Raw genomic sequence first — 18,113 nt, forward strand, 5'->3', positions numbered from 1 at the left:
TGAGCTCGCCCCACTAGGTTCTTCCAGTTTGGAAGGCAGTGGGAGCGAGCTCATTTTTGTTGAGTCACAGCTGCGGATTCAACAGGTGATATATCCGGCAGCCGTCGATTACGGAGGGTTACAGGAGCCCCTGCCTACTCGTCAGGGCTCCTGTCCAAAAACCTACTCCACGAAGCTCATTGCGTAGCGGGCAATGGCCAGTTCCTCGTTGGTCGGTACCACGAAGACCTTGACCTTGGAGTCCTCCGCCGAAATCAGACGCGGGCCGTCATTCGGCTGGGAGTTGAGCTCGTCATCAATCTTGATACCGAAGTTCTCAAGCTCAGCCATAGAATCACGGCGGATACCGACGTGGTTCTCACCGACACCGGCGGTGAAGGTGATGGCATCGAGGCGGCCGAGAATCAGCATGTAAGAGCCAATGTAGCGGCGCAGCTGGTGGACATACATCTGGTATGCAGCCCAAGCATCCGGGTCGTGGTCATCCATGCGCTCCTGCAGGACTCGGAAGTCATTGACACCAGAGACGCCCTTCAGACCGGACTGGCGGTTGCACAGATTGTCGATCTCGTCGATGCTCATGCCGTTGCGGTAGAGGTGGAAGATGACACCCGGGTCAATGTCACCGGTACGAGTGCCCATCATCAGACCAGCCAGCGGAGTCAGCCCCATCGAGGTATCCACCGCCTGGCCACCTCGGATAGCCGCACACGACGCACCATTACCCAGGTGCAGCGTAATCTGGTTGATTTCCTCTGCCGGCTTATTCAGAAGTTCCGGCACCTGCTTGGAAACAAACTCATGCGAGGTGCCGTGGAAGCCGTAACGACGGATATCGAACTTCGATGCGACCTCTGCATTGAGCGGGTACAGAGCAGCAGCTGGCGGCATGGTGTGGAAGAAACCAGTGTCGAAGACGGCGACGTGCGGCACGTCGGGAAGCAGCTTGCGAGACTCTTCGATGCCTACGATATTGGCCGGGTTGTGCAGCGGCGCCAGCGGAATAAGGTCGCGGATCATGCCGACAATTTCGTCGGTAATCAGCTCCGGCCCAGAAAACAGGCGACCACCGTGAACGACGCGGTGACCGACGGCGGCAATATCCACCGACTCCGGCCCAACACCGTGCTCATCCATCAGCTCGAACGCGCGGTCAAGGCCACTGGCGTGGTCGGCGATAGGCTCGGTGATTTCAATCTTCTGTCCGGAGAACTTCAGATTAATAATGCCGTCTTCTTCACCAATGCGCTCCACCAGACCGGAGACATACGGCGGCTGCGTTGAGTCCTTCTCCGGATCTACCAGCTGAAACTTGATAGAGGAGGAACCGGAGTTCAAAACAAGTACGTGACGGGACATAATAATTAGTTTCCTCCAGCCTGAATAGCGGTAATTGCAACCGTGTTGATGATGTCCGGCACCGTGGCGCCACGGGAAAGGTCGTTGACCGGCTTGTTCAAGCCCTGCAGAATCGGGCCGATTGCCAATGCACCACCACAGCGCTGGGCAATCTTGTAACCGATGTTACCGGCGTCCAGATCCGGGAACACGAAAACAGTTGCCTTACCCGCAACGGAGGAATCCGGCATCTTCTTCGCAGCCACAGACGGGTCAATAGCGGCATCGAACTGCAGCGGACCATCGACAGCGAGGTCCGGAGCCAGCTCCTTGGCCTTGGCCAGGCCCGCCTTCACACGGTCCACATCCTCACCCGTGCCGGATGCTCCAGTGGAGTAGCTCAGCATGGCGACGCGGGCGTCGATGCCAAAGGAAGCTGCGGTCTCGGCGGATACTACCGCGATTTCACCCAGCTGTTCCGGAGCCGGCTTCGGCAGCACCGCACAGTCCGCAAAGCCCCACAGCGAGTTGTCCATAACCATGAGGAACAGTGATGACACCGTGGAAGCCGACGGCTTGGTCTTAATGATTTGCAAGGACGGACGAATGGTGTGCGCAGTTGTGTGGGCTGCACCGGACACCATGCCGTCGACAAGCCCGTTGTGAATCATCATCGTCGCGAAGTAGGAGATGTCCTGCATCGTCTCACGGGCCTGCTCCAGCGTGACCCCCTTGGCCTTGCGCATCTCTGCGAACTGTTCCGCGAACTGCTCAACATATTCGGAGGTCTGCGGGTTCCAGAGATGGGCGGCGTCGATGTCAAAACCCAGTTCGGCGGCGCGCGCCTTCATCGCATCCGGGTCGCCGAGGATAGTGAGCTCACAGATGTCCTCGCGCAGGAGGTAATCAGCGGCCTCAAGAATGCGGTCATCGTCCCCCTCTGGCAGCACAATGTGACGCTTATCAGCCTTGGCGCGCTGCAACAGCCACCACTGGAAACGCTGTGGAGTCATCACTGCGGTGACCTCGCGGCTCACGACCTTGCGCAGCCCCTCAGCATCGTCAACGGCAACAACGGGAACGTCGAGCTCGAGAGTCTTAGCAGCCTCAGTTGCTTCCTCCCCTGTGAGGACAACAGCGAGTACCTCGCTGTGACGCTGAGCTGCACTGCTGAGCGCCAAACGAACGCGAGCCTTTGCGGCCTCTGTGTGGCAGCCCTCGCCGCCAGCGACAACGATGACACCGGCGCCGGCGACGGTGGCAATGCGGAAGTCAAAATCGAGGTTGCCGGAGCCGGTCAGAACAACCGCCCCCTCGTTAGCAGCGCGGTCAGCCTCAACAGCACTGACGATAGTGTCAAGCGCGGATTCCGGATCCACCACAACCTGATCCACGGTGGCGCCGTGCGCCCCACCGACAGTGTGGAGGCAACGTGCCCCACCCAGTGCCTCAGACAATGCCGTAATGACATCTTGCAGATTGTCTGCGCGGTCCACTGAAGTAATCAGGACTGCGGAGTTGTTGGTGGACGCTTGGGCGTTCTTATCGCTCACCGACGTTCCTTTCTCGCACTGCGCTTAATCGTTGACTTATTTAAACGTTGATTTGACTCGAGCCATTGGACTGCCGGAGGCTCAAAATCATGCTGAGCTTCTAATCCCGCTGAGTCCAATCCCGCTGAGTCCCAAATCATTATTTTCATCTTATTGTGAGTCACCTTACATCTCACGGCGGACTCAAACCGATTTGGTTACCCCTGGTAGCCACACTTTTCCCCACAGATTCCAACAGTTTTCCCGCATAATCTCGGGTTTTATGCGGTTTTTCTAGTGAACTAGCCCAAATTCCCACATTGGACGTGACTAAGGTCACATTTAGTTTTGTATGCCTTCAAAAGCATCTCACCGATGATGTGATGCTCGCCTCTCGATTTTTCGTAAGTTATCGCTACGATTGGGGGCGCTACCATTGGGAATGTCGAATAAACCGATAGCTCACTAATAACTCCTTTCCCCACGAGGTCACCGCTGGCAGCTACTTACGCCGCGGCCTCGTGGCCGTCGTAAAGCATTAGAGAAAGAAGGACACGCTTCATGAATCGCCCGCTCCGCGTTGCCGTAATTGGCTCTGGCCCGGCCGGTGTTTATGCTTCCGATGCACTGATGAAATCCAGTACTGACGTGGAAGTCGATCTGTTTGAAAAGATGCCGGCTCCATTCGGTCTAATCCGCTACGGCGTCGCCCCCGATCACCCACGTATCAAGGGCATCATCATGGCCTTGCACCGTGTGATGGAAAAGCCGGAGCTGCGCCTATTTTCCAATGTTGAGTTCGGCAAGGACATCACGCTCGACGAATTAAAGGAGCATTACGACGCCGTCATCTTCGCCACCGGTGCCGTCGGCGACCGCGCACTGCCGACTCCGGGAGCGGACCTGCCGGAGCACTTCGGCGCAGGCGAATTCGTGGGCTTCTACGACGGCAATCCGCTCTTTGAGCGCACCTGGGACCTTTCAGCGGAGTCCGTGGCCGTCGTCGGCGTCGGCAACGTCGCGCTGGATGTCTCTCGAATCCTGGCGAAGACCGGTGAGGAACTGCACGTCACAGAGATTCCGGACAATGTCTACGAGGTTCTGAAGACAAATAAGGCCAAGGAAGTCCACGTCTTCGGCCGCCGCGGCCCAGCACAGGCAAAGTTCACTCCGCTGGAGCTCAAGGAACTCGACTACTCACCGAACGTCGAGGTCGTTGTCGATCCGCGCGATATTGATTACGACTCCGCATCCGAGATTATGCGTCGCAACTCCAAGATCACCGACCAGGTCTGCACCATCCTGGAGAACTACGCCATCCGTGAGCCAAAGAACGCACCGCACAAGCTCTACATTCACTTCTTCGAGTCGCCAGTGGAAATCCTCAGTGAGGAGGGGGCCGACGGCCAGCAGCATGTGACAGGCTTGCGCACTCAGCGCATGGAATACGACGGTGCTGGCGGGCTGCAGCCGACCGGCGAGACCACCGACTGGAAGGTCGGCGCTGTCTACTCCGCCGTGGGCTACCGCTCTGATGCGCTGCCGGGTATCCCGTTCGACAACGTGAAGAATGTCATTTCCAACGTCGGTGGTCGAGTCATCGAATCCGACAACACCGAGGATGAAGCAGCCGAGGCCATCACTGGCCTCTACACCACCGGTTGGGTTCGCCGCGGACCGGTCGGCTTGATTGGTAATACCAAGGGCGATGCCAACGAGGCCGTGGCCAATCTGCTGGCCGATGCCGCTGAGGGCAAGAAATTCAACCCGTCGAAGCCGGAGTTGTCCGCTGTCAACGAGCTGCTGGAGTCCAAGGGTATCGACTACCTGGACTGGGAAGGTTGGCACAAGCTCGATGCTGCCGAACGCGCCGCTGGCGAGGCCGAGGGCCGCGAACGCAAGAAGTATGTCGAGTGGGATGAGATGGTCACCCACTCCAAGGGCGAGTAACGGCGAGTAACTAGGGCGGATAAAAGGCGCCGGCTACGCCACTACCTTCACGTCCGTGTACGCGGCGCGCGAGTCCCAGCGGCAGCACACAATCGGCGCCAACAGCTCGGCCAATGGCTCACCAAAAGCCACCTGGCCAGCACCGTCGGCAGCGCCCGCATCGATGACTCGATCCCACAGTAGGCCCGGCGCGGTAAACAGCGGCACCACTACGAGTCCGCGTCCGCGCTTCGCCGCGCGCTCCTGTGCCACGGCCACAGCATCGGCTCCCTTGATTTTCTCAGGACCGACCACGAATGCCGCGCTCACATGTCCCGGCAGCATCCCGCCAAGATTTGCCGCAAACTGGTGCACCGCCGCATTGGCATCCTCATCAGAGGATCCGACCCCCATCACCAGCGCATCGACCGGCCAGGAAAAAGATGCATTCTCCGCCGCTTCGATGATTCGCTTTACGACGGCGCGCCTCGTGCCGTCGCCAAGCCCGAGACCTTCAGCCACTGTGATGTCAACACCATGCCGATCGCAGAGTCGAACCTGCTCGGGAACATCGACTCGCGAGTGGAACGCATCGGTGAACAGCAGCGGTACAGCCAGCGCCTGAGTCTCGCCGGCAGCGGCGAGCTCAGCACAGACGGCATCCAGCGAGGGCTCGTCGAGGTCCAGCCAGGCGAGACGAATCTGAGAGGGCGCATCCAGGCGGGTGAGCGGCATCTTCTCGCGCACGAGCGCAACCACGTCTTCGAGCACCGGCTTGGTCTCGGGGTGTCGCGAACCGTGCGCAAGCAGAATCAGTGCGGTCATCGATGGTCTCCTCAGGCTCGCTAGCTGTGCTTTCTGGTTTCTCTACCTGGCAGCTCTACTGGGCAGCGCCACGCACGAGGCCTGCGGTGAGAGTGTCACCGGTGCCCGGCTCAATGAGCAGGAACGCACCGACGCGACCACCGACGCGGTAGGCATCGACCGGCAGCGGCTGTGCGACCTCGACGGTGATCTCAGCGACGTCGTTGACTGCAAGCTGATCAGCCACACCGGTGGGCTCACCGGTTTCGATGTCAATGAGCGCATCGACGGAAGCGATACGACCACGCACCAACGCGGCACCGTAGCGCACCTCTACGACGCGACCGACTGCCAACGGCTTGTCCGCAAGGTGGACGGCCACGGCGGAGAAACGGCGCACGTCTTCCGGGCGGGTGCCGCTGATGAGATCACCGCGGGCGAGGTCGAACTCGGCATCCAGGCTGATGGCCACCGACTGGCCGGCCACGGCCTCAGTGACATCCTCAGCTGCCACGGTGATTTTCGTGACCGTAGCCTGACGGTTGGCGTCTACGGAGACAACATCGCCCACACGCACGCTACCTGCGGCGATACGGCCGGCGTAACCACGGTATTCAGTGGCATGATCGCGAATGACGTAGTCGATGGGCAGGCGCAGGTCAGCCTCGGCATCGGTTTCCAGGTCGGCACCGATGTTGAGGTTTTCCAGCAGCTCCAGCACGGTCGGACCCTCGTACCACGGGGTGTGCTCAGAAGAATCGACAATGTTGTCGCCGACCAGAGCCGACACTGGAACAACGAAGGTGTTCTGCAGACCCAGGCGCTCTGCTAGTGCTGCCACATCCGACTCAATCTTGCGGAAGGCCTCTTCGCTGTAGTCCAGCAGGTCAATCTTGTTGACAGCGAAGATTACGTGGCGAACACCCAGCAGACCGGCCACCGTTGCGTGACGCTTGGTCTGCGTCACGACGCCGTTGCGCGCGTCGATAAGCAAAACGACGGCCTCGGCGGTGGACATACCGGTAATTGTGTTTCGGGTGTACTGCTCGTGACCAGGGCAGTCGGCGAGGATGAACGAGCGGACATCGGTGGCGAAGTAGCGGTAGGCAACGTCGATGGTGATGCCCTGCTCACGCTCAGCCCGCAGACCGTCGACCAGCAGCGACAGGTCAGGGTTTTCCTGACCGCGCGCCTGTGAGGAGGCGACGACGGCCTCGTACTGGTCAGCGAGGATGTTCTTCGTGTCGTGCAGCAGGCGACCGACGAAGGTGGACTTGCCGTCGTCGACGGAGCCAGCGGTGCACAGGCGAAGAGTGCGACGAGCGCGAGTGGCGCGGTCAGCGGTAATCAGGGTAGCTGGGGAATTTGGCTGGCTCATCAGAAGTAACCTTCCTTCTTGCGGTCTTCCATGGAGGATTCGGACAACTTGTCATCTGCGCGGGTAGCGCCGCGCTCGGTGAGCTTGGATGTGCGAAGTTCCTCCATGACCTCCGCAATAGTGGTGGCAGTCGATTCGACAGCGCCGGTGCAGCTCATGTCACCGACAGTGCGGTAACGGACAGTGCGAACTTCGAGGGTCTCGCCGTCGCGGGGGCCACCCCACTCGCCCGGCGCCAACCACATACCGCCGCGGTTGAACACCTCACGCTCGTGGGCAAAGTAGATAGGTGGCAGTTCGATGTCACGGGCTTCGATGTAGGCCCAGACGTCGGCCTCGGTCCAGTTCGAGATCGGGAAAACGCGAACGTTCTCTCCGGCGGCGTGGCGACCGTTGTAGAGACCCCACAGCTCAGGGCGCTGACGGCGTGGATCCCAACCGCCGAAGGAGTCGCGGACGGAGAACACGCGCTCCTTTGCGCGAGCCTTCTCCTCATCGCGGCGGGCGCCACCGAGAACGGCATCGTAACCGCGGTTGGCAATGGTCTCCACCAGCGGCACGGTCTGCAAGGGGTTGCGGGTGCCGTCGGCACGCTCGGTGAGCACGCCGCTGTCGATCCAGTCTTGGACCTTGGCTACGTGCAGCTTGATGCCCGGCTGAGCGGCAATCTTGTCGCGGAATTCAATAACTTCGGGGAAGTTGTGGCCAGTGTCGACGTGGAGCAGCTCCAGCGGGATACCCGCCGGTGCGAAGGCGCGCTTGGCCAGCTCGAGCACGACGACGGAATCCTTTCCGCCGGAGAAAAGTAGTGCCGGACGGTCGAACTGACCGGCGGTCTGGCGAATAATGTCGATGGCCTCGGCTTCCAGCTCGGCAAGCCGCGGGTCGAGGCGGTTTTGTACGGAAACGGTGGTTGAGCTAGTCATGGGGGTTCTTTCTCTTGGGGCTGTGTTGGCTGTTGTAACTGCGCTGTTTTAGCTGATATCGGTTATCGGCGGGCGGCTAGTGGCTCGAACTAGAGGTGCAATCCGCACTCTGTCTTCTCGGAGCCCGCCCAGCGGCCCGAGCGCGGATCCGCGCCCTCTGCCACTCGCGCGGTGCATGTCGCACAGCCAATCGACGGGAACCCCTGAAGCGTCAGCGGATGCACAATGAGGTCGTTGTCCTCGATGTACTGGGCAACATCCTCATCTGTCCAGGTGGCCAACGGGTTGAGCTTGATGCGACCAGTCTTGTCGATCTCCAGTACCGGCGTGTGTGCGCGGGTCGGCGCGTCGACGCGCTTCAGACCTGTGACCCAGCCCTCGTAAGGGCGCTTCACGGCTGACAGCGGCTCGACCTTCCGCAGTGCGCAGCATCGCGTCGGGTCGGTCTTGTACAGATCAACGCCCTCTTCGGCGTCCTGCTCGGCGCGGGTGCGCTTCGGCTCAATCGACAGCAGTCGGTTGTCGTAACGCTGTGCGACCTGCTCTGCCACGTCGAGGGTCTCCGGGAAGTGGTAACCCGTATCCAGGAAAATCAGATCTGCCTCCGGCGCGTGCCGAGCAGCCAGTTCCGCCAATACCGTGTCCTGCATCGACAGGGTCACAGCCAGTGGCGTATGCAGGTGCTCCGCACCCCATTCCAGTACTTCCCCAGCAGTGGCGGTCTCCAGCTTGGAGCCCCACTCCAGTGCGAGCTCAATCAGACGGCGAGCAGTTTCCGGGTTGTCCAGCACGTCCTCACGCGCGAGCGCCTCCTGAGTCTTAATGACCTCAGCGGTTTTCAGTCCCGTGCTCATGACGCCACCTTTCTATCGATATGTCCGTGCAGTTTCACTGTGAATACCCGGCAGCATTCGCGGCATTGCCAGGCGTAATCGGTTTCCACATCGGGCCACAGATCATCACCGCCGCAGTAAGGGCAATGCATCACCGCGCCCCGGTTCGGATTGGGGTGTGCGCTTCGGCCACCGATCCCCAGTCGCGCTGGCGTCTCGTCTTTTTCGCTTGCCGACGACCCCTGCGACCGAACCCCATTGGGAGATTCACTCACTTCAGGTCCTCCTCATCAGCACGGACAATCCACTCGCGGAACTGTTCACCCTCATGGCGCTGCTCCTTGAAGTGATTGACGACGCGCTCGATGTAGTCACCCAGTTCTGCCGAGGTGACCTTGTGTCCGCGAACCTTGCGGCCGAAGTTGGCGTCGAGCCCCAGCGAACCACCGAGGTGAACCTGGAATCCCTCGACACGGTTGCCCTTATCGTCGGTGACGATCTGACCCTTAAGGCCAATGTCGGCAATCTGTGTGCGGGCGCAGGCATTCGGGCAGCCATTGAGCGCGATGGTGATTGGGACGTCGAGATCACCGAGACGTTCCTCCAAGTCGCCCACCAGATCAATTGCGCGCTGGCGCGTGGTGACAAGTGCGAGTTTGCAGAACTCCAGGCCGGTGCAGGCCAGGATGCCCCGTCGGAAAGCAGAAGGCTTGGCAGACAGGCCAATTTCGTCGAGTTCTGCGAGCAGGGAGTCGACCTGGTCGTCGGCGACGTCGAGGAGAATGAGCTCCTTCATCACGGTGGTGCGGACGCGGGAAACACCGTGGCGCTCGGCGATGTCGGCGAGCTTGACCAGGTCAGAGCCCGGAACACGGCCAACTGCGGGCTTAACACCGACGTAGTTGAGACCGTCGGCCTGCTTGTGCACGCCGATGTGGTCACGGTCGCCCTCGAAAGGCTCGGGCGCGGGGCCGTCGATAAGCTTGCGGTTGAGGTAGTCGTCTTCGAGTACCTGGCGGAACTTCTCCGCGCCCCACTCGGCAACGAGGAACTTCAGACGCGCGCGATTGCGCAGGCGACGGTAGCCGTAGTCACGGAAGATGCGGCACACGCCCGCCCATACCTCGGGAACCTCGTCCTCTGGGACCCAGGCTCCGAGACGCTGGGCGAGCATCGGGTTGGTGGAAAGACCGCCACCGACCCAAACGTCGAAACCGGGGCCGTGCTCTGGGTGATTGACACCGACGAAGGCAACGTCCTGGATTTCGTGGGTGACATCGAGACGCGGGGAACCGGAAACTGCGGACTTGAACTTACGCGGCAGGTTGGAAAACTCGTCGCCGGAGAGGTACTCCTCCTTAATACGGCGAATAGCGTTGGTGCCGTCGACAATTTCATCGGCCGCAACACCGGCAACCGGGCTGCCTAGAATAACGCGGGGAACGTCGCCACAGCCAAAGTTGGTGTCGAGACCAACCCGCTCGAGGCGGTCCCAGATCTCCGGCATATCCTCGACGCGAATCCAGTGCAGCTGGACGTTCTGACGGTCGGAGAAGTCCGCAGTGTCACGGGCGAAGTCACGGGAAATCTCGCCGATGGTGCGAATGCCCTCAGTGGTGGTCTGACCACCATCGAGACGAACGCGGAGCATAAAGTACTTGTCCTGCAACTCGGCGTTAGTCTTCACACCGGTGTGCTCACCACTAAGACCCTGCTTGCGCTGGGTGTAGAGACCAATCCACTTAAAGCGCGGAGCTAGATCCTCCGCGGGGATGGAGTCAAACCCCTGCTTGGAGTAGGTGTCGATAACACGCTGCTTAACGGCAAAGCCGGCATCTTCTTTCTTAATGCGCTCGTCGTCATTAAGTGGCTCGCGGCCGTCGATAAGCCACTGCCCCTGTGGCTTCGGTGCACGCTTCTTACGTCGGGTAGCCGCTGCGGAAGCCGGACGCTCGGCGGTTTTCGTAGGAGAGCTCATGGGAATCTACCGAATCACTTTCGTTTTTGTTCTCGTTGACCGAATTAGTTTCTAATTTTTATAGACCGTTTGGTCTACGTTGTATTGCAGGCAACATTAGACCGACCAGTCTGGCTAGTGCAAGCCGGGACACGCTCGGACACCTAGCGGACCCCCGCTTCACCCACGTGGACACCGTTTTCCACGCCCACTTTGACACCTCCAGAAGCTTCCTCAGCCCCAGCATCAACCGAAGCGGGTGATGGAGATTCAGAACTAGGCACATCAGCCGAGGGAGACTGAGAAGTCGACTCAAGTTGGACCCGCTGGCGCAGCCCTGGAAGGGTGTCGTGCGAACGCGCCCACAGCACCAGCGCGACGACAACAAAAGCCCACACGAGCAGCACCGTTGCCAGCACGCCCCCTGAAACGAGCGACGAGAACAGAGTGCGGATATTCAACCCCACCAACACGCCGCCGATCGCAATTCCAAGCAGGCGCGGATTAATGCGTCCCACCAGGTACGCAGCCAAAGGTGCCGCAATGACACCACCGCACAACAAACCAATTACCGGTGCAGCATGTTGAGTGAATTCCTCCCGCAGCTTGGGCAAAAAGCCCAGTACAGCCGCCGAGGCAACGAGAAACTCCGCCGCAGAGACAGTACCGATAATCTTGCGCGGCTGGTCAGCCTCAGCACCGAGCAAAGTTGAGGTGGTAACAGGCCCCCAGCCACCGCCTCCAGTGGAATCAAGCAGGCCACCAAAGAGCCCTAGAGGAGCGAGCTTCTTCGCCCCCCAGGCCTTCTTCTTGCGCTTAACATTGGCCAAAAAGGCGAAGCGGATAATCACCCACAGGCCGAGGAAAAGCAAGATTGTCGAGGTCACAGGCGTCGCGGCGTCACCGTCGAGATTGGCCAAAAAGGTCGCACCAATAAAGGCGCCGATAGCACCCGGCACACCAAGGCTCAGTGCGCGTCGCCAGTCGACATTGCCGAACCGCCAGTGCGAAATACCGGAGGCCAGTGTCGTACCCACCTCTGCTACGTGAACCACCGCCGACGCAGTGGCAGCACTACTACCAGCAACAATAAACAGCGAAGTAGCGGTGACACCGAACGCCATCCCCAGAGTGCCGTCAACTAATTGCGCGCCAAGGCCGATTAGCACGAAGACTATGAGTTTTTCCATGACAAGCCCTTCCCCCGCTTACCCAACCAGAGCCTGCCGTTGCCACGATGCCCGCACGACGAGCCCTATCAGAGCTCATTCAGCAGAAGCGATGCGCAGCAACACCCTCTCAAGCCAAAGCAGTGATTCTTGCGGTGTTTTGTGTTTGCTTTTTGTAGACCAGTTTGTCTATATTCTGTTTCAGCAAGCATAGACCGATTGGTCTACGATAAGCAATCGCGACAAAGAAAACGTAGAAAAAGGATTCCACTCAATGACCAACGACCAGACTGCAGCCCAGAACACGGCCGCTTCCTCACTGCCCGATCTCGCCAACTCCACCACGCCACTGCGTGTAGCCGTGGTTGGCTCGGGTCCGGCCGGCATTTACGCCTCCGACGCGCTGATGAAGTCCGGCCGCGACGTCGCCATTGACCTCTACGAGCGCCTTCCAGTGCCGTTCGGTCTCATCCGCTACGGCGTTGCGCCAGACCACCCGCGAATCAAGGGCATCATTAAGTCCCTCCACCGAGTGATGGACAAGCCGCAGGTTCGACTGCTGGGCAACGTGGACGTCGGCAAGCAGGTCAGCGTCGATGAACTGCGCCAGTTCTACGACGCCATCATCTTTGCCACTGGCGCGACCGGCGACCGCGATCTGAACATCCCGGGCTCGGACCTGCCGGAGCACTACGGCGCCGGTGAGTTCGTAGGTTTCTACGACTCCCACCCGGAGTTTGCTCGCGAATGGGAGCTCTCCGCTGAGTCGGTCGCTGTGGTCGGCGTCGGCAACGTGGGCCTCGACGTCGCCCGCATTCTCGCCAAGACTGCCGATGAGCTGCACGTCACCGAAATCGCCGACAACGTCTACGATGGCCTGGCAAAGAATGCCGCCCGCGAAATTCACGTCTTCGGCCGTCGCGGTCCGGCTCAGGCAAAGTTCACTCCACTGGAGCTGAAGGAACTGGACCACTCCGACACCATTGAGGTTGTCGTGAATCCGGAGGACATCCTGTACGATGCCGCCTCCGAAACGTCCCGTCGCGAGTCCAAGATCACCGATCAGGTCTGTACGATTCTGGAAAACTACGCCATCCGCGAGCCAAAGGGCGCCCCGCACAAGCTCTTCATCCACTTCTTCGAGTCGCCTGTCGAAATCATCGGCGAGACCGGCGAGGATGGAGTACAGCACGTCAGCGCTATCCGCACCGAACGCACCGAACTCGACGGCGAGGGTGGCGTCCGCGGCACCGGCAAGTTCACCGAATGGCCGGTAGGTGCGGTCTACCGCGCAGTCGGCTACCGCTCCGACGCAGTCACCGGCGTACCGTTCGACACCGAGACCCACACCATCCCAGATGCCGGCGGACGCGTGCTTGACGACGTCGACGGCAACCACATCCAAGGCCTGTACACCACCGGCTGGATTCGCCGTGGCCCGGTCGGCCTAATCGGTAACACCAAGGGCGACGCCAACGAAACTGTCGGCAACCTCATCGCCGACTGGGAGGCAGGTCGCCTGGCCGCACCTGCAAAGCCCACGCATAACGACGTCGACGAGTTCCTGGCCGACAAGGGCCTCCAGGTCACCACCTGGGAGGGCTGGCACGCACTCGATGCCGCCGAGCGTGCCGCGGGCGAAGCCGAGGGCCGCGAGCGCAAGAAGCTGGTCGAGTGGGCTGACATGGTTGCGGCCTCCACGGTCGTCGCAAAGCAGCCAGATGCCGATGACGTGGCCGAAGCTGTGCACGAAGCGGTTGTGGAGACCGTCGCGAGCTAGCGCATCGGGTCTAACCGGACAGTTGATTGTGCACGTCAGTCGATCTTCGGATTAGAGTTAATACATGGCTTATCATGCAGACTCATCCAACCTGGACGTCAAGGAAGTTCTGACCTGGGAAGGCTTCGGCGTCGCCTCCCGTGAACTGGCACAGCAGATTGTCGACTCGGACTTCGACCCGGAGATTATTATCGCCGTGGCCCGCGGTGGCCTGCTGCCAGCAGGCGCACTCAGCTACACCATGGGCGTCAAGCTCTCTGACGCCATCAACGTCGAGTTCTACACCGACGTGGCGGAGACCCTGCCGGACCCGGTACTGCTGGAGCCGCTGCTGGACGTCGAATCGATTTCCAACCGCCGCCTGCTGGTCGTCGACGATGTGGCCGACTCCGGTCGCACGCTGCACCTGGTGCTCGACCTGCTCAAGAAGCACGGCGCTGAAGTCCGCTCCGCTGTGCTCTACGGCAAGTCCCGCTCGGAGATTGCACCGGACTACGTCTGGAAGCACACCGATGACTGGATCGTCTTCCCCTGGTCGGCCGAACCACCGGTGCAGAAGTCCAAATAACTCACGCGCTGCCGGAGGCGCACAAAAAAGTGCGCTGCAGCGTTCTTTTCCCAAGCAACACCAGCAGCGCACACTAGGTCGTCGAACTAGCCCAGTTCGACGACCTTAATCTTTGATGCCGCCTCCGATGCACGCTCACGAGCAGCGTCGACAGAATCTGCGGTCGAAACAGCAACGCCCATGCGGCGACGCGGACCGGCAACCGGCTTACCAAAGATACGAATATCAGTCTCCGGAATAGCCATGGCCTCCGCCAGGCCGGTGTAGCCCGGCTGCTCGATATCAGCACCGCCGTAGACAACTGCGGAGGCTCCCGGGGACACCAACGTGACGTCGATAGGCAGACCCAACACTGCGCGCGCGTGCAACTCGAACTCGGAGAAACGCTGCGTACCCATGGTGACCATGCCGGTGTCATGCGGGCGCGGGCTGACCTCGGAGAACCACACTTCATCGCCGCGGACGAAGAGCTCGACGCCGAAGATACCGCGACCGCCCAGCGCGTTGGTGATGCGCGCGGCGACAGAGCGTGCATTGTCCAGGGCATTTTCGCTCATGGCAGCCGGTTGCCAGGACTCAACGTAGTCACCGTCCTGCTGACGGTGCCCAATTGGCTCACAGAACCACGTTGCTCCCTCGCCGGTCTCCGGATCAACGGAACGCACGGTCAGCAACGTGATCTCGTAGTCGAAATCGACGAAGCCCTCCACGATGACGCGACCGGACTCGACGCGGCCGCCACTCATGGCGTAATCCCACGCAGCCTGGACATCCTCCGGCGAACGCAGCGTGGACTGTCCCTTGCCCGAGGAACTCATGACCGGCTTGACCACACATGGGAAGCCAATCTCATCGACAGCGGCGGTGAACTCATCAAAGCTGGAGGCGAAGTGATAACGGGAAGTCGGCAGCCCGACCTCTTCCGCAGCCAGGCGGCGAATACCCTCTCGGTTCATGGTCAGCTGAGTCGCCCGTGCAGTCGGAATAACGGTGACGTCCAGCGTCTCATCTTCCTCAACCTCTGCCAGCACCTCGGTTGCCAGGGCCTCGATCTCAGGGACGATGAAGTGAGGCTTGACCTGGAGAATCAGGTCCCGCAGTGCACTGGGGTCCGACATATTCAACACGTAGGCGCGGTGAGCTACCTGGTGTGCCGGTGCATGCTCGTAGCGATCGGCAGCGTGCACCTCAACGCCAAGACGCTGGAAAGCAATGGTCACCTCCTTGCCGAGCTCGCCAGAGCCGAGCAGCAGAACTCGCGTTGCTCCCGGCTGGTACGGGGTTCCGGTGACTTCAGGGGTGAACATCGAGATAAACTCGCTTTCGTCTACGGCACATACGCTGCGCAACCAGCAGCTGTTAAATTGATTGCCTCCAGCATACGACAGCGAGCGGATTCACCGTGCCGGGCACGGGCGGGAACCTATCGCGGGAACACCCGCTGGAACTCAGCCAGCGCCACCTCACGGTCAGCGGACAGGACGACATTCGCCACCGCACCGGCTGAATCCTCCACCACCTGACCACGGCGTGCTGGCTCATCTGCAAAGGTTCGCTTATCGACGCCCACGAGACGCATTTTCTCCGCTTCCCCGGTCACCGCACCGACGGCCACCATTGCAGCAAAGAGGTCATGGACCTGCGCCTTGTAACCGACCCCCACCCCCTGGTGGAACTCAAAGTAGAACTTCAGCGAGCGACGCAGAACACGCAGCAGCTCCGGGTTCATACCGGCATCGCGCCAGGACTCAATTTCGACATCGCTGATAGTGATGGTCTCGGTGACATTGAGCGGAACCAGCGTCGGCACCGGCGCGCCTGCGGCGGTGGCGATGCTGCGCACGGCATCCTCCGGGTGCTCGACGGCTACAGCGCCCGCGGTGCCGAAGACCTCGTTGACCGCGGTGGGGTCGACCCAGAAGTTCCATTCCGCAAACTCGGTAACGTTACCGTGGTACTCCACAGCACCGCCCATAATGGTCACGCCGTCGAGCTCCCGCATGAGTTCTGGGTACTTCTTCAAAGCGGCCACGTAGGTGGTCATAGGACCAGTGACCAGCAGGTGCACCTTCTCCCCCGTCGACCGCGCCTGCTCGATGACCTGGCGCCACAGCGCCAGCGGATCCGCCGCTCCTGCGCGCCCCGGTTCGTAGATGACGGCCGGTGGCGCCAGGTTATAGCCCAGCCCGTACGGGCCATGCGTCTCAGGCGTGGTGGTCAGTTCACGGTCAGCGGGCCCCTCGAAACCGCTGACAACCGGAACCTCCGGACAACCGCAGAGATTCAACATGTACTTGGTGTTGCGAGCGGACCATGCCGCAGTGGTGTTACCACCTGCGCAGGTCACACCCACCAGCTCAATTTCACCTGCGGTATGCAACCCCGCGAGGTAGACGAGAGCAAGACTGTCATCGATACCCGTGTCAACGTCGGCAAGCACTTTCAAACGCGTCATAAGGTCAAGTGTGACACGAAACACGCTCGGCCCGCAGAGCTAAACACGGGCAAAAACAGGGATACAGACGAGTTTTCGCTGGTGCTGGCCGGGTTTACTAGTTCGTCGCCATCGCTGCATCACCCACCGGAGCGGGCTCCGGCAGCGGCATTTTCAGCTCGGCCAAGACCTCGCGCAGTCGCGTCGGGTAGTCGGTGATGATGCCATCGACACCAGCGGCAATCTGCTCGCGCATGGTCTCCTTTTCATTCACCGTCCACGGCACTACCTTCATGCCGGCCTCGTGCGCGCGGGAAATCAGCTCCGGCATGGCGACCGGGTGGTAGTCAGAATCCGACGGTGTCTTGCCGTAGGGAATGCTGTGCGTCGGTGAGAGCACCTGCACGCCAAGCTGCTTGGCGGCTTCGATAATGTCGCCGTCAACCTCGTCGTAATTGACATCGCCGATCCAAGGAGAATCCTTCTTCCAGGTGGTCTCGTCCCACAGCATGACCAGCGGAATCTCCGGGTTCCGTTCCGCGACCAGCGGCAGCGAGCGCCAATCGAAGGACTGAATCATCACACGATCAGCCACACCCGCGCGGTCAATCTCGTCGAGAATCACATCGACGAACTCCTGCGGTTCTGCAGAGTCAGCGCGCTTTTCGCCCTCGATCTTGGTCTCAATGTTGAAGTGGATGTCCTGGTTGTCCTTAGCCAGCTCGAACAGCTCCGGCAGGGTCATCATCCTGTTGCCCTTAATTGGCTCCGCATCCGGGAAGTCCTCGAGCTTCTTGTCACAGACCAGGGTTTGGATCTGCTCATAGGTGAGATCGTGCACGAGCTTGCCGACGTACGGGTACTGCGGATCCCCCTCCGTCACCGGCTCAGTGTCCGAGCACTTATCGTCTTGGATTTCCGGATCGTGCCAGACCATAGGCACGCCATCCTTCGTCAGGACAATGTCCAGCTCCAACGTCGTAACGCCCAGCTCCAGCGAGTTGGCCATCGCCTGCTTGGACTCCTCCGTCCACTCACCGCGACCACCACGGTGCGACTGCAGATCAAAACCCTCCGGCAGCTTAGCCATCGCAGCCGGCCGCACATTCGCGGCCGCATTCAGCTCAGCGACCTGCTGCTTCTCAAAGGTCTTCTCTTCGCTCGACGTAGTGCTAACCGCGCTTGCACTGCTTGACGACGATGCCGCGTCGTTGTCCGCATCATTGCTACAGGCTGCAATAGGAGAAATAGCAAACGCGCCCATAGCGATGGCCGCGATTGCGCGGCGCGTGCCGTGGACGCGTGAATTCTGAGGCTGCTCGCTCTGCTTGGTCCGTTCGTCAAACATGGAGTCAGATGAGTTGCGAGAAGACATGGCCGGTGATTTTCCTCTTTGGGCGTAGTATTAGCGACTTCATAGCGACGGCATAGTACCGACAACACAGTGTCGGCAAACTACCGTCGG

Annotated in this window: 14 protein-coding genes; 3 read left to right on the forward strand and 11 right to left on the reverse strand. The window is 60.4% G+C overall.

Annotated elements, in window-relative coordinates; genetic code table 11:
* Positions 1–162: 162 nt before the first annotated feature.
* Positions 163–1,359 carry an acetate kinase gene (locus NQ014_RS07430; RefSeq protein WP_005510264.1) on the reverse strand — a complete coding sequence of 399 codons (1,197 nt, stop codon included), beginning with the start codon at positions 1,357–1,359 and terminating at the stop codon, positions 163–165.
* Positions 1,360–1,364: 5 nt separating this feature from the next.
* Positions 1,365–2,690: a phosphate acetyltransferase gene (gene pta / locus NQ014_RS07435; protein ID WP_257074601.1), complete on the reverse strand. Its 1,326-nt coding sequence runs from the start codon at positions 2,688–2,690 to the stop codon at positions 1,365–1,367.
* A gap of 741 nt (positions 2,691–3,431) precedes the next feature.
* On the opposite strand from pta, the gene NQ014_RS07440 reads away from it, so the two are divergent.
* Entirely contained in the window at positions 3,432–4,820 is a 1,389-nt protein-coding gene (locus NQ014_RS07440) for an FAD-dependent oxidoreductase (protein ID WP_257074546.1), read from the forward strand.
* 33 nt (positions 4,821–4,853) lie between these two features.
* Here the strand turns inward: NQ014_RS07440 and NQ014_RS07445 are convergent, their stop codons facing one another.
* From NQ014_RS07445 to NQ014_RS07470, 6 genes are all read right to left on the reverse strand, one after another.
* Positions 4,854–5,624 carry a sirohydrochlorin chelatase gene (locus tag NQ014_RS07445; protein WP_257074547.1) on the reverse strand — a complete coding sequence of 257 codons (771 nt, stop codon included), beginning with the start codon at positions 5,622–5,624 and terminating at the stop codon, positions 4,854–4,856.
* Between the two features lie 55 nt (positions 5,625–5,679).
* Positions 5,680–6,981 (reverse strand): sulfate adenylyltransferase subunit 1, encoded by a 1,302-nt coding sequence (locus NQ014_RS07450; protein WP_048734531.1) that lies wholly within the window; start codon positions 6,979–6,981, stop codon positions 5,680–5,682.
* A complete protein-coding gene (gene cysD, locus NQ014_RS07455) occupies positions 6,981–7,907 on the reverse strand; it encodes a sulfate adenylyltransferase subunit CysD (RefSeq protein ID WP_038626730.1) in 927 nt (308 codons plus the stop codon). The genes NQ014_RS07450 and cysD overlap by 1 nt, the downstream gene beginning before the upstream one ends.
* A gap of 89 nt (positions 7,908–7,996) precedes the next feature.
* A complete protein-coding gene (locus tag NQ014_RS07460; protein WP_257074549.1) occupies positions 7,997–8,761 on the reverse strand; it encodes a phosphoadenylyl-sulfate reductase in 765 nt (254 codons plus the stop codon).
* Positions 8,762–9,011: 250 nt separating this feature from the next.
* Positions 9,012–10,718 carry a nitrite/sulfite reductase gene (locus NQ014_RS07465; protein WP_257074550.1) on the reverse strand — a complete coding sequence of 569 codons (1,707 nt, stop codon included), beginning with the start codon at positions 10,716–10,718 and terminating at the stop codon, positions 9,012–9,014.
* Between the two features lie 143 nt (positions 10,719–10,861).
* Positions 10,862–11,887 (reverse strand): sulfite exporter TauE/SafE family protein, encoded by a 1,026-nt coding sequence (locus NQ014_RS07470; RefSeq protein WP_257074551.1) that lies wholly within the window; start codon positions 11,885–11,887, stop codon positions 10,862–10,864.
* Between the two features lie 253 nt (positions 11,888–12,140).
* Here NQ014_RS07470 and NQ014_RS07475 point away from each other — a divergent pair, with 253 nt between their 5' ends.
* Positions 12,141–13,646 (forward strand): FAD-dependent oxidoreductase, encoded by a 1,506-nt coding sequence (locus NQ014_RS07475; RefSeq protein ID WP_257074553.1) that lies wholly within the window; start codon positions 12,141–12,143, stop codon positions 13,644–13,646.
* A 64-nt stretch (positions 13,647–13,710) separates the two neighbouring features.
* Positions 13,711–14,214, forward strand: coding sequence for a phosphoribosyltransferase (locus NQ014_RS07480; RefSeq protein WP_257074554.1), 504 nt, complete (start codon positions 13,711–13,713; stop codon positions 14,212–14,214).
* A gap of 86 nt (positions 14,215–14,300) precedes the next feature.
* Here the strand turns inward: NQ014_RS07480 and purT are convergent, their stop codons facing one another.
* From purT to NQ014_RS07495, 3 genes are all read right to left on the reverse strand, one after another.
* The gene (purT, locus tag NQ014_RS07485) at positions 14,301–15,521 is read right to left on the reverse strand and encodes a formate-dependent phosphoribosylglycinamide formyltransferase (RefSeq protein WP_257074558.1); all 1,221 of its coding nucleotides are present in this window, start codon (positions 15,519–15,521) and stop codon (positions 14,301–14,303) included.
* 116 nt (positions 15,522–15,637) lie between these two features.
* Positions 15,638–16,669 carry a nucleoside hydrolase gene (locus tag NQ014_RS07490; RefSeq protein WP_257074560.1) on the reverse strand — a complete coding sequence of 344 codons (1,032 nt, stop codon included), beginning with the start codon at positions 16,667–16,669 and terminating at the stop codon, positions 15,638–15,640.
* A 97-nt stretch (positions 16,670–16,766) separates the two neighbouring features.
* Positions 16,767–18,023 carry a glycerophosphodiester phosphodiesterase family protein gene (locus tag NQ014_RS07495; protein WP_257074562.1) on the reverse strand — a complete coding sequence of 419 codons (1,257 nt, stop codon included), beginning with the start codon at positions 18,021–18,023 and terminating at the stop codon, positions 16,767–16,769.
* Between the last annotated feature and the right edge of the window lie 90 nt (positions 18,024–18,113).

This window comes from Corynebacterium sp. 5QC2CO (assembly GCF_024580435.1).
GTDB lineage: Bacteria > Actinomycetota > Actinomycetes > Mycobacteriales > Mycobacteriaceae > Corynebacterium > Corynebacterium jeikeium_D.

Coding starts and splice junctions, on each gene's coding strand:
- NQ014_RS07470 (WP_257074551.1), bottom strand. CDS start 11,887: ATGGAAAAACTCATAGTCTTCGTGCTAATCGGCCTTGGCGCGCAATTA.
- cysD (WP_038626730.1), bottom strand. CDS start 7,907: ATGACTAGCTCAACCACCGTTTCCGTACAAAACCGCCTCGACCCGCGG.
- NQ014_RS07460 (WP_257074549.1), bottom strand. CDS start 8,761: ATGAGCACGGGACTGAAAACCGCTGAGGTCATTAAGACTCAGGAGGCG.
- NQ014_RS07490 (WP_257074560.1), bottom strand. CDS start 16,669: ATGACGCGTTTGAAAGTGCTTGCCGACGTTGACACGGGTATCGATGAC.
- NQ014_RS07440 (WP_257074546.1), top strand. CDS start 3,432: ATGAATCGCCCGCTCCGCGTTGCCGTAATTGGCTCTGGCCCGGCCGGT.
- NQ014_RS07445 (WP_257074547.1), bottom strand. CDS start 5,624: ATGACCGCACTGATTCTGCTTGCGCACGGTTCGCGACACCCCGAGACC.
- NQ014_RS07475 (WP_257074553.1), top strand. CDS start 12,141: ATGACCAACGACCAGACTGCAGCCCAGAACACGGCCGCTTCCTCACTG.
- NQ014_RS07430 (WP_005510264.1), bottom strand. CDS start 1,359: ATGTCCCGTCACGTACTTGTTTTGAACTCCGGTTCCTCCTCTATCAAG.
- NQ014_RS07480 (WP_257074554.1), top strand. CDS start 13,711: ATGGCTTATCATGCAGACTCATCCAACCTGGACGTCAAGGAAGTTCTG.
- NQ014_RS07450 (WP_048734531.1), bottom strand. CDS start 6,981: ATGAGCCAGCCAAATTCCCCAGCTACCCTGATTACCGCTGACCGCGCC.
- NQ014_RS07465 (WP_257074550.1), bottom strand. CDS start 10,718: ATGAGCTCTCCTACGAAAACCGCCGAGCGTCCGGCTTCCGCAGCGGCT.
- NQ014_RS07495 (WP_257074562.1), bottom strand. CDS start 18,023: ATGTCTTCTCGCAACTCATCTGACTCCATGTTTGACGAACGGACCAAG.
- purT (WP_257074558.1), bottom strand. CDS start 15,521: ATGTTCACCCCTGAAGTCACCGGAACCCCGTACCAGCCGGGAGCAACG.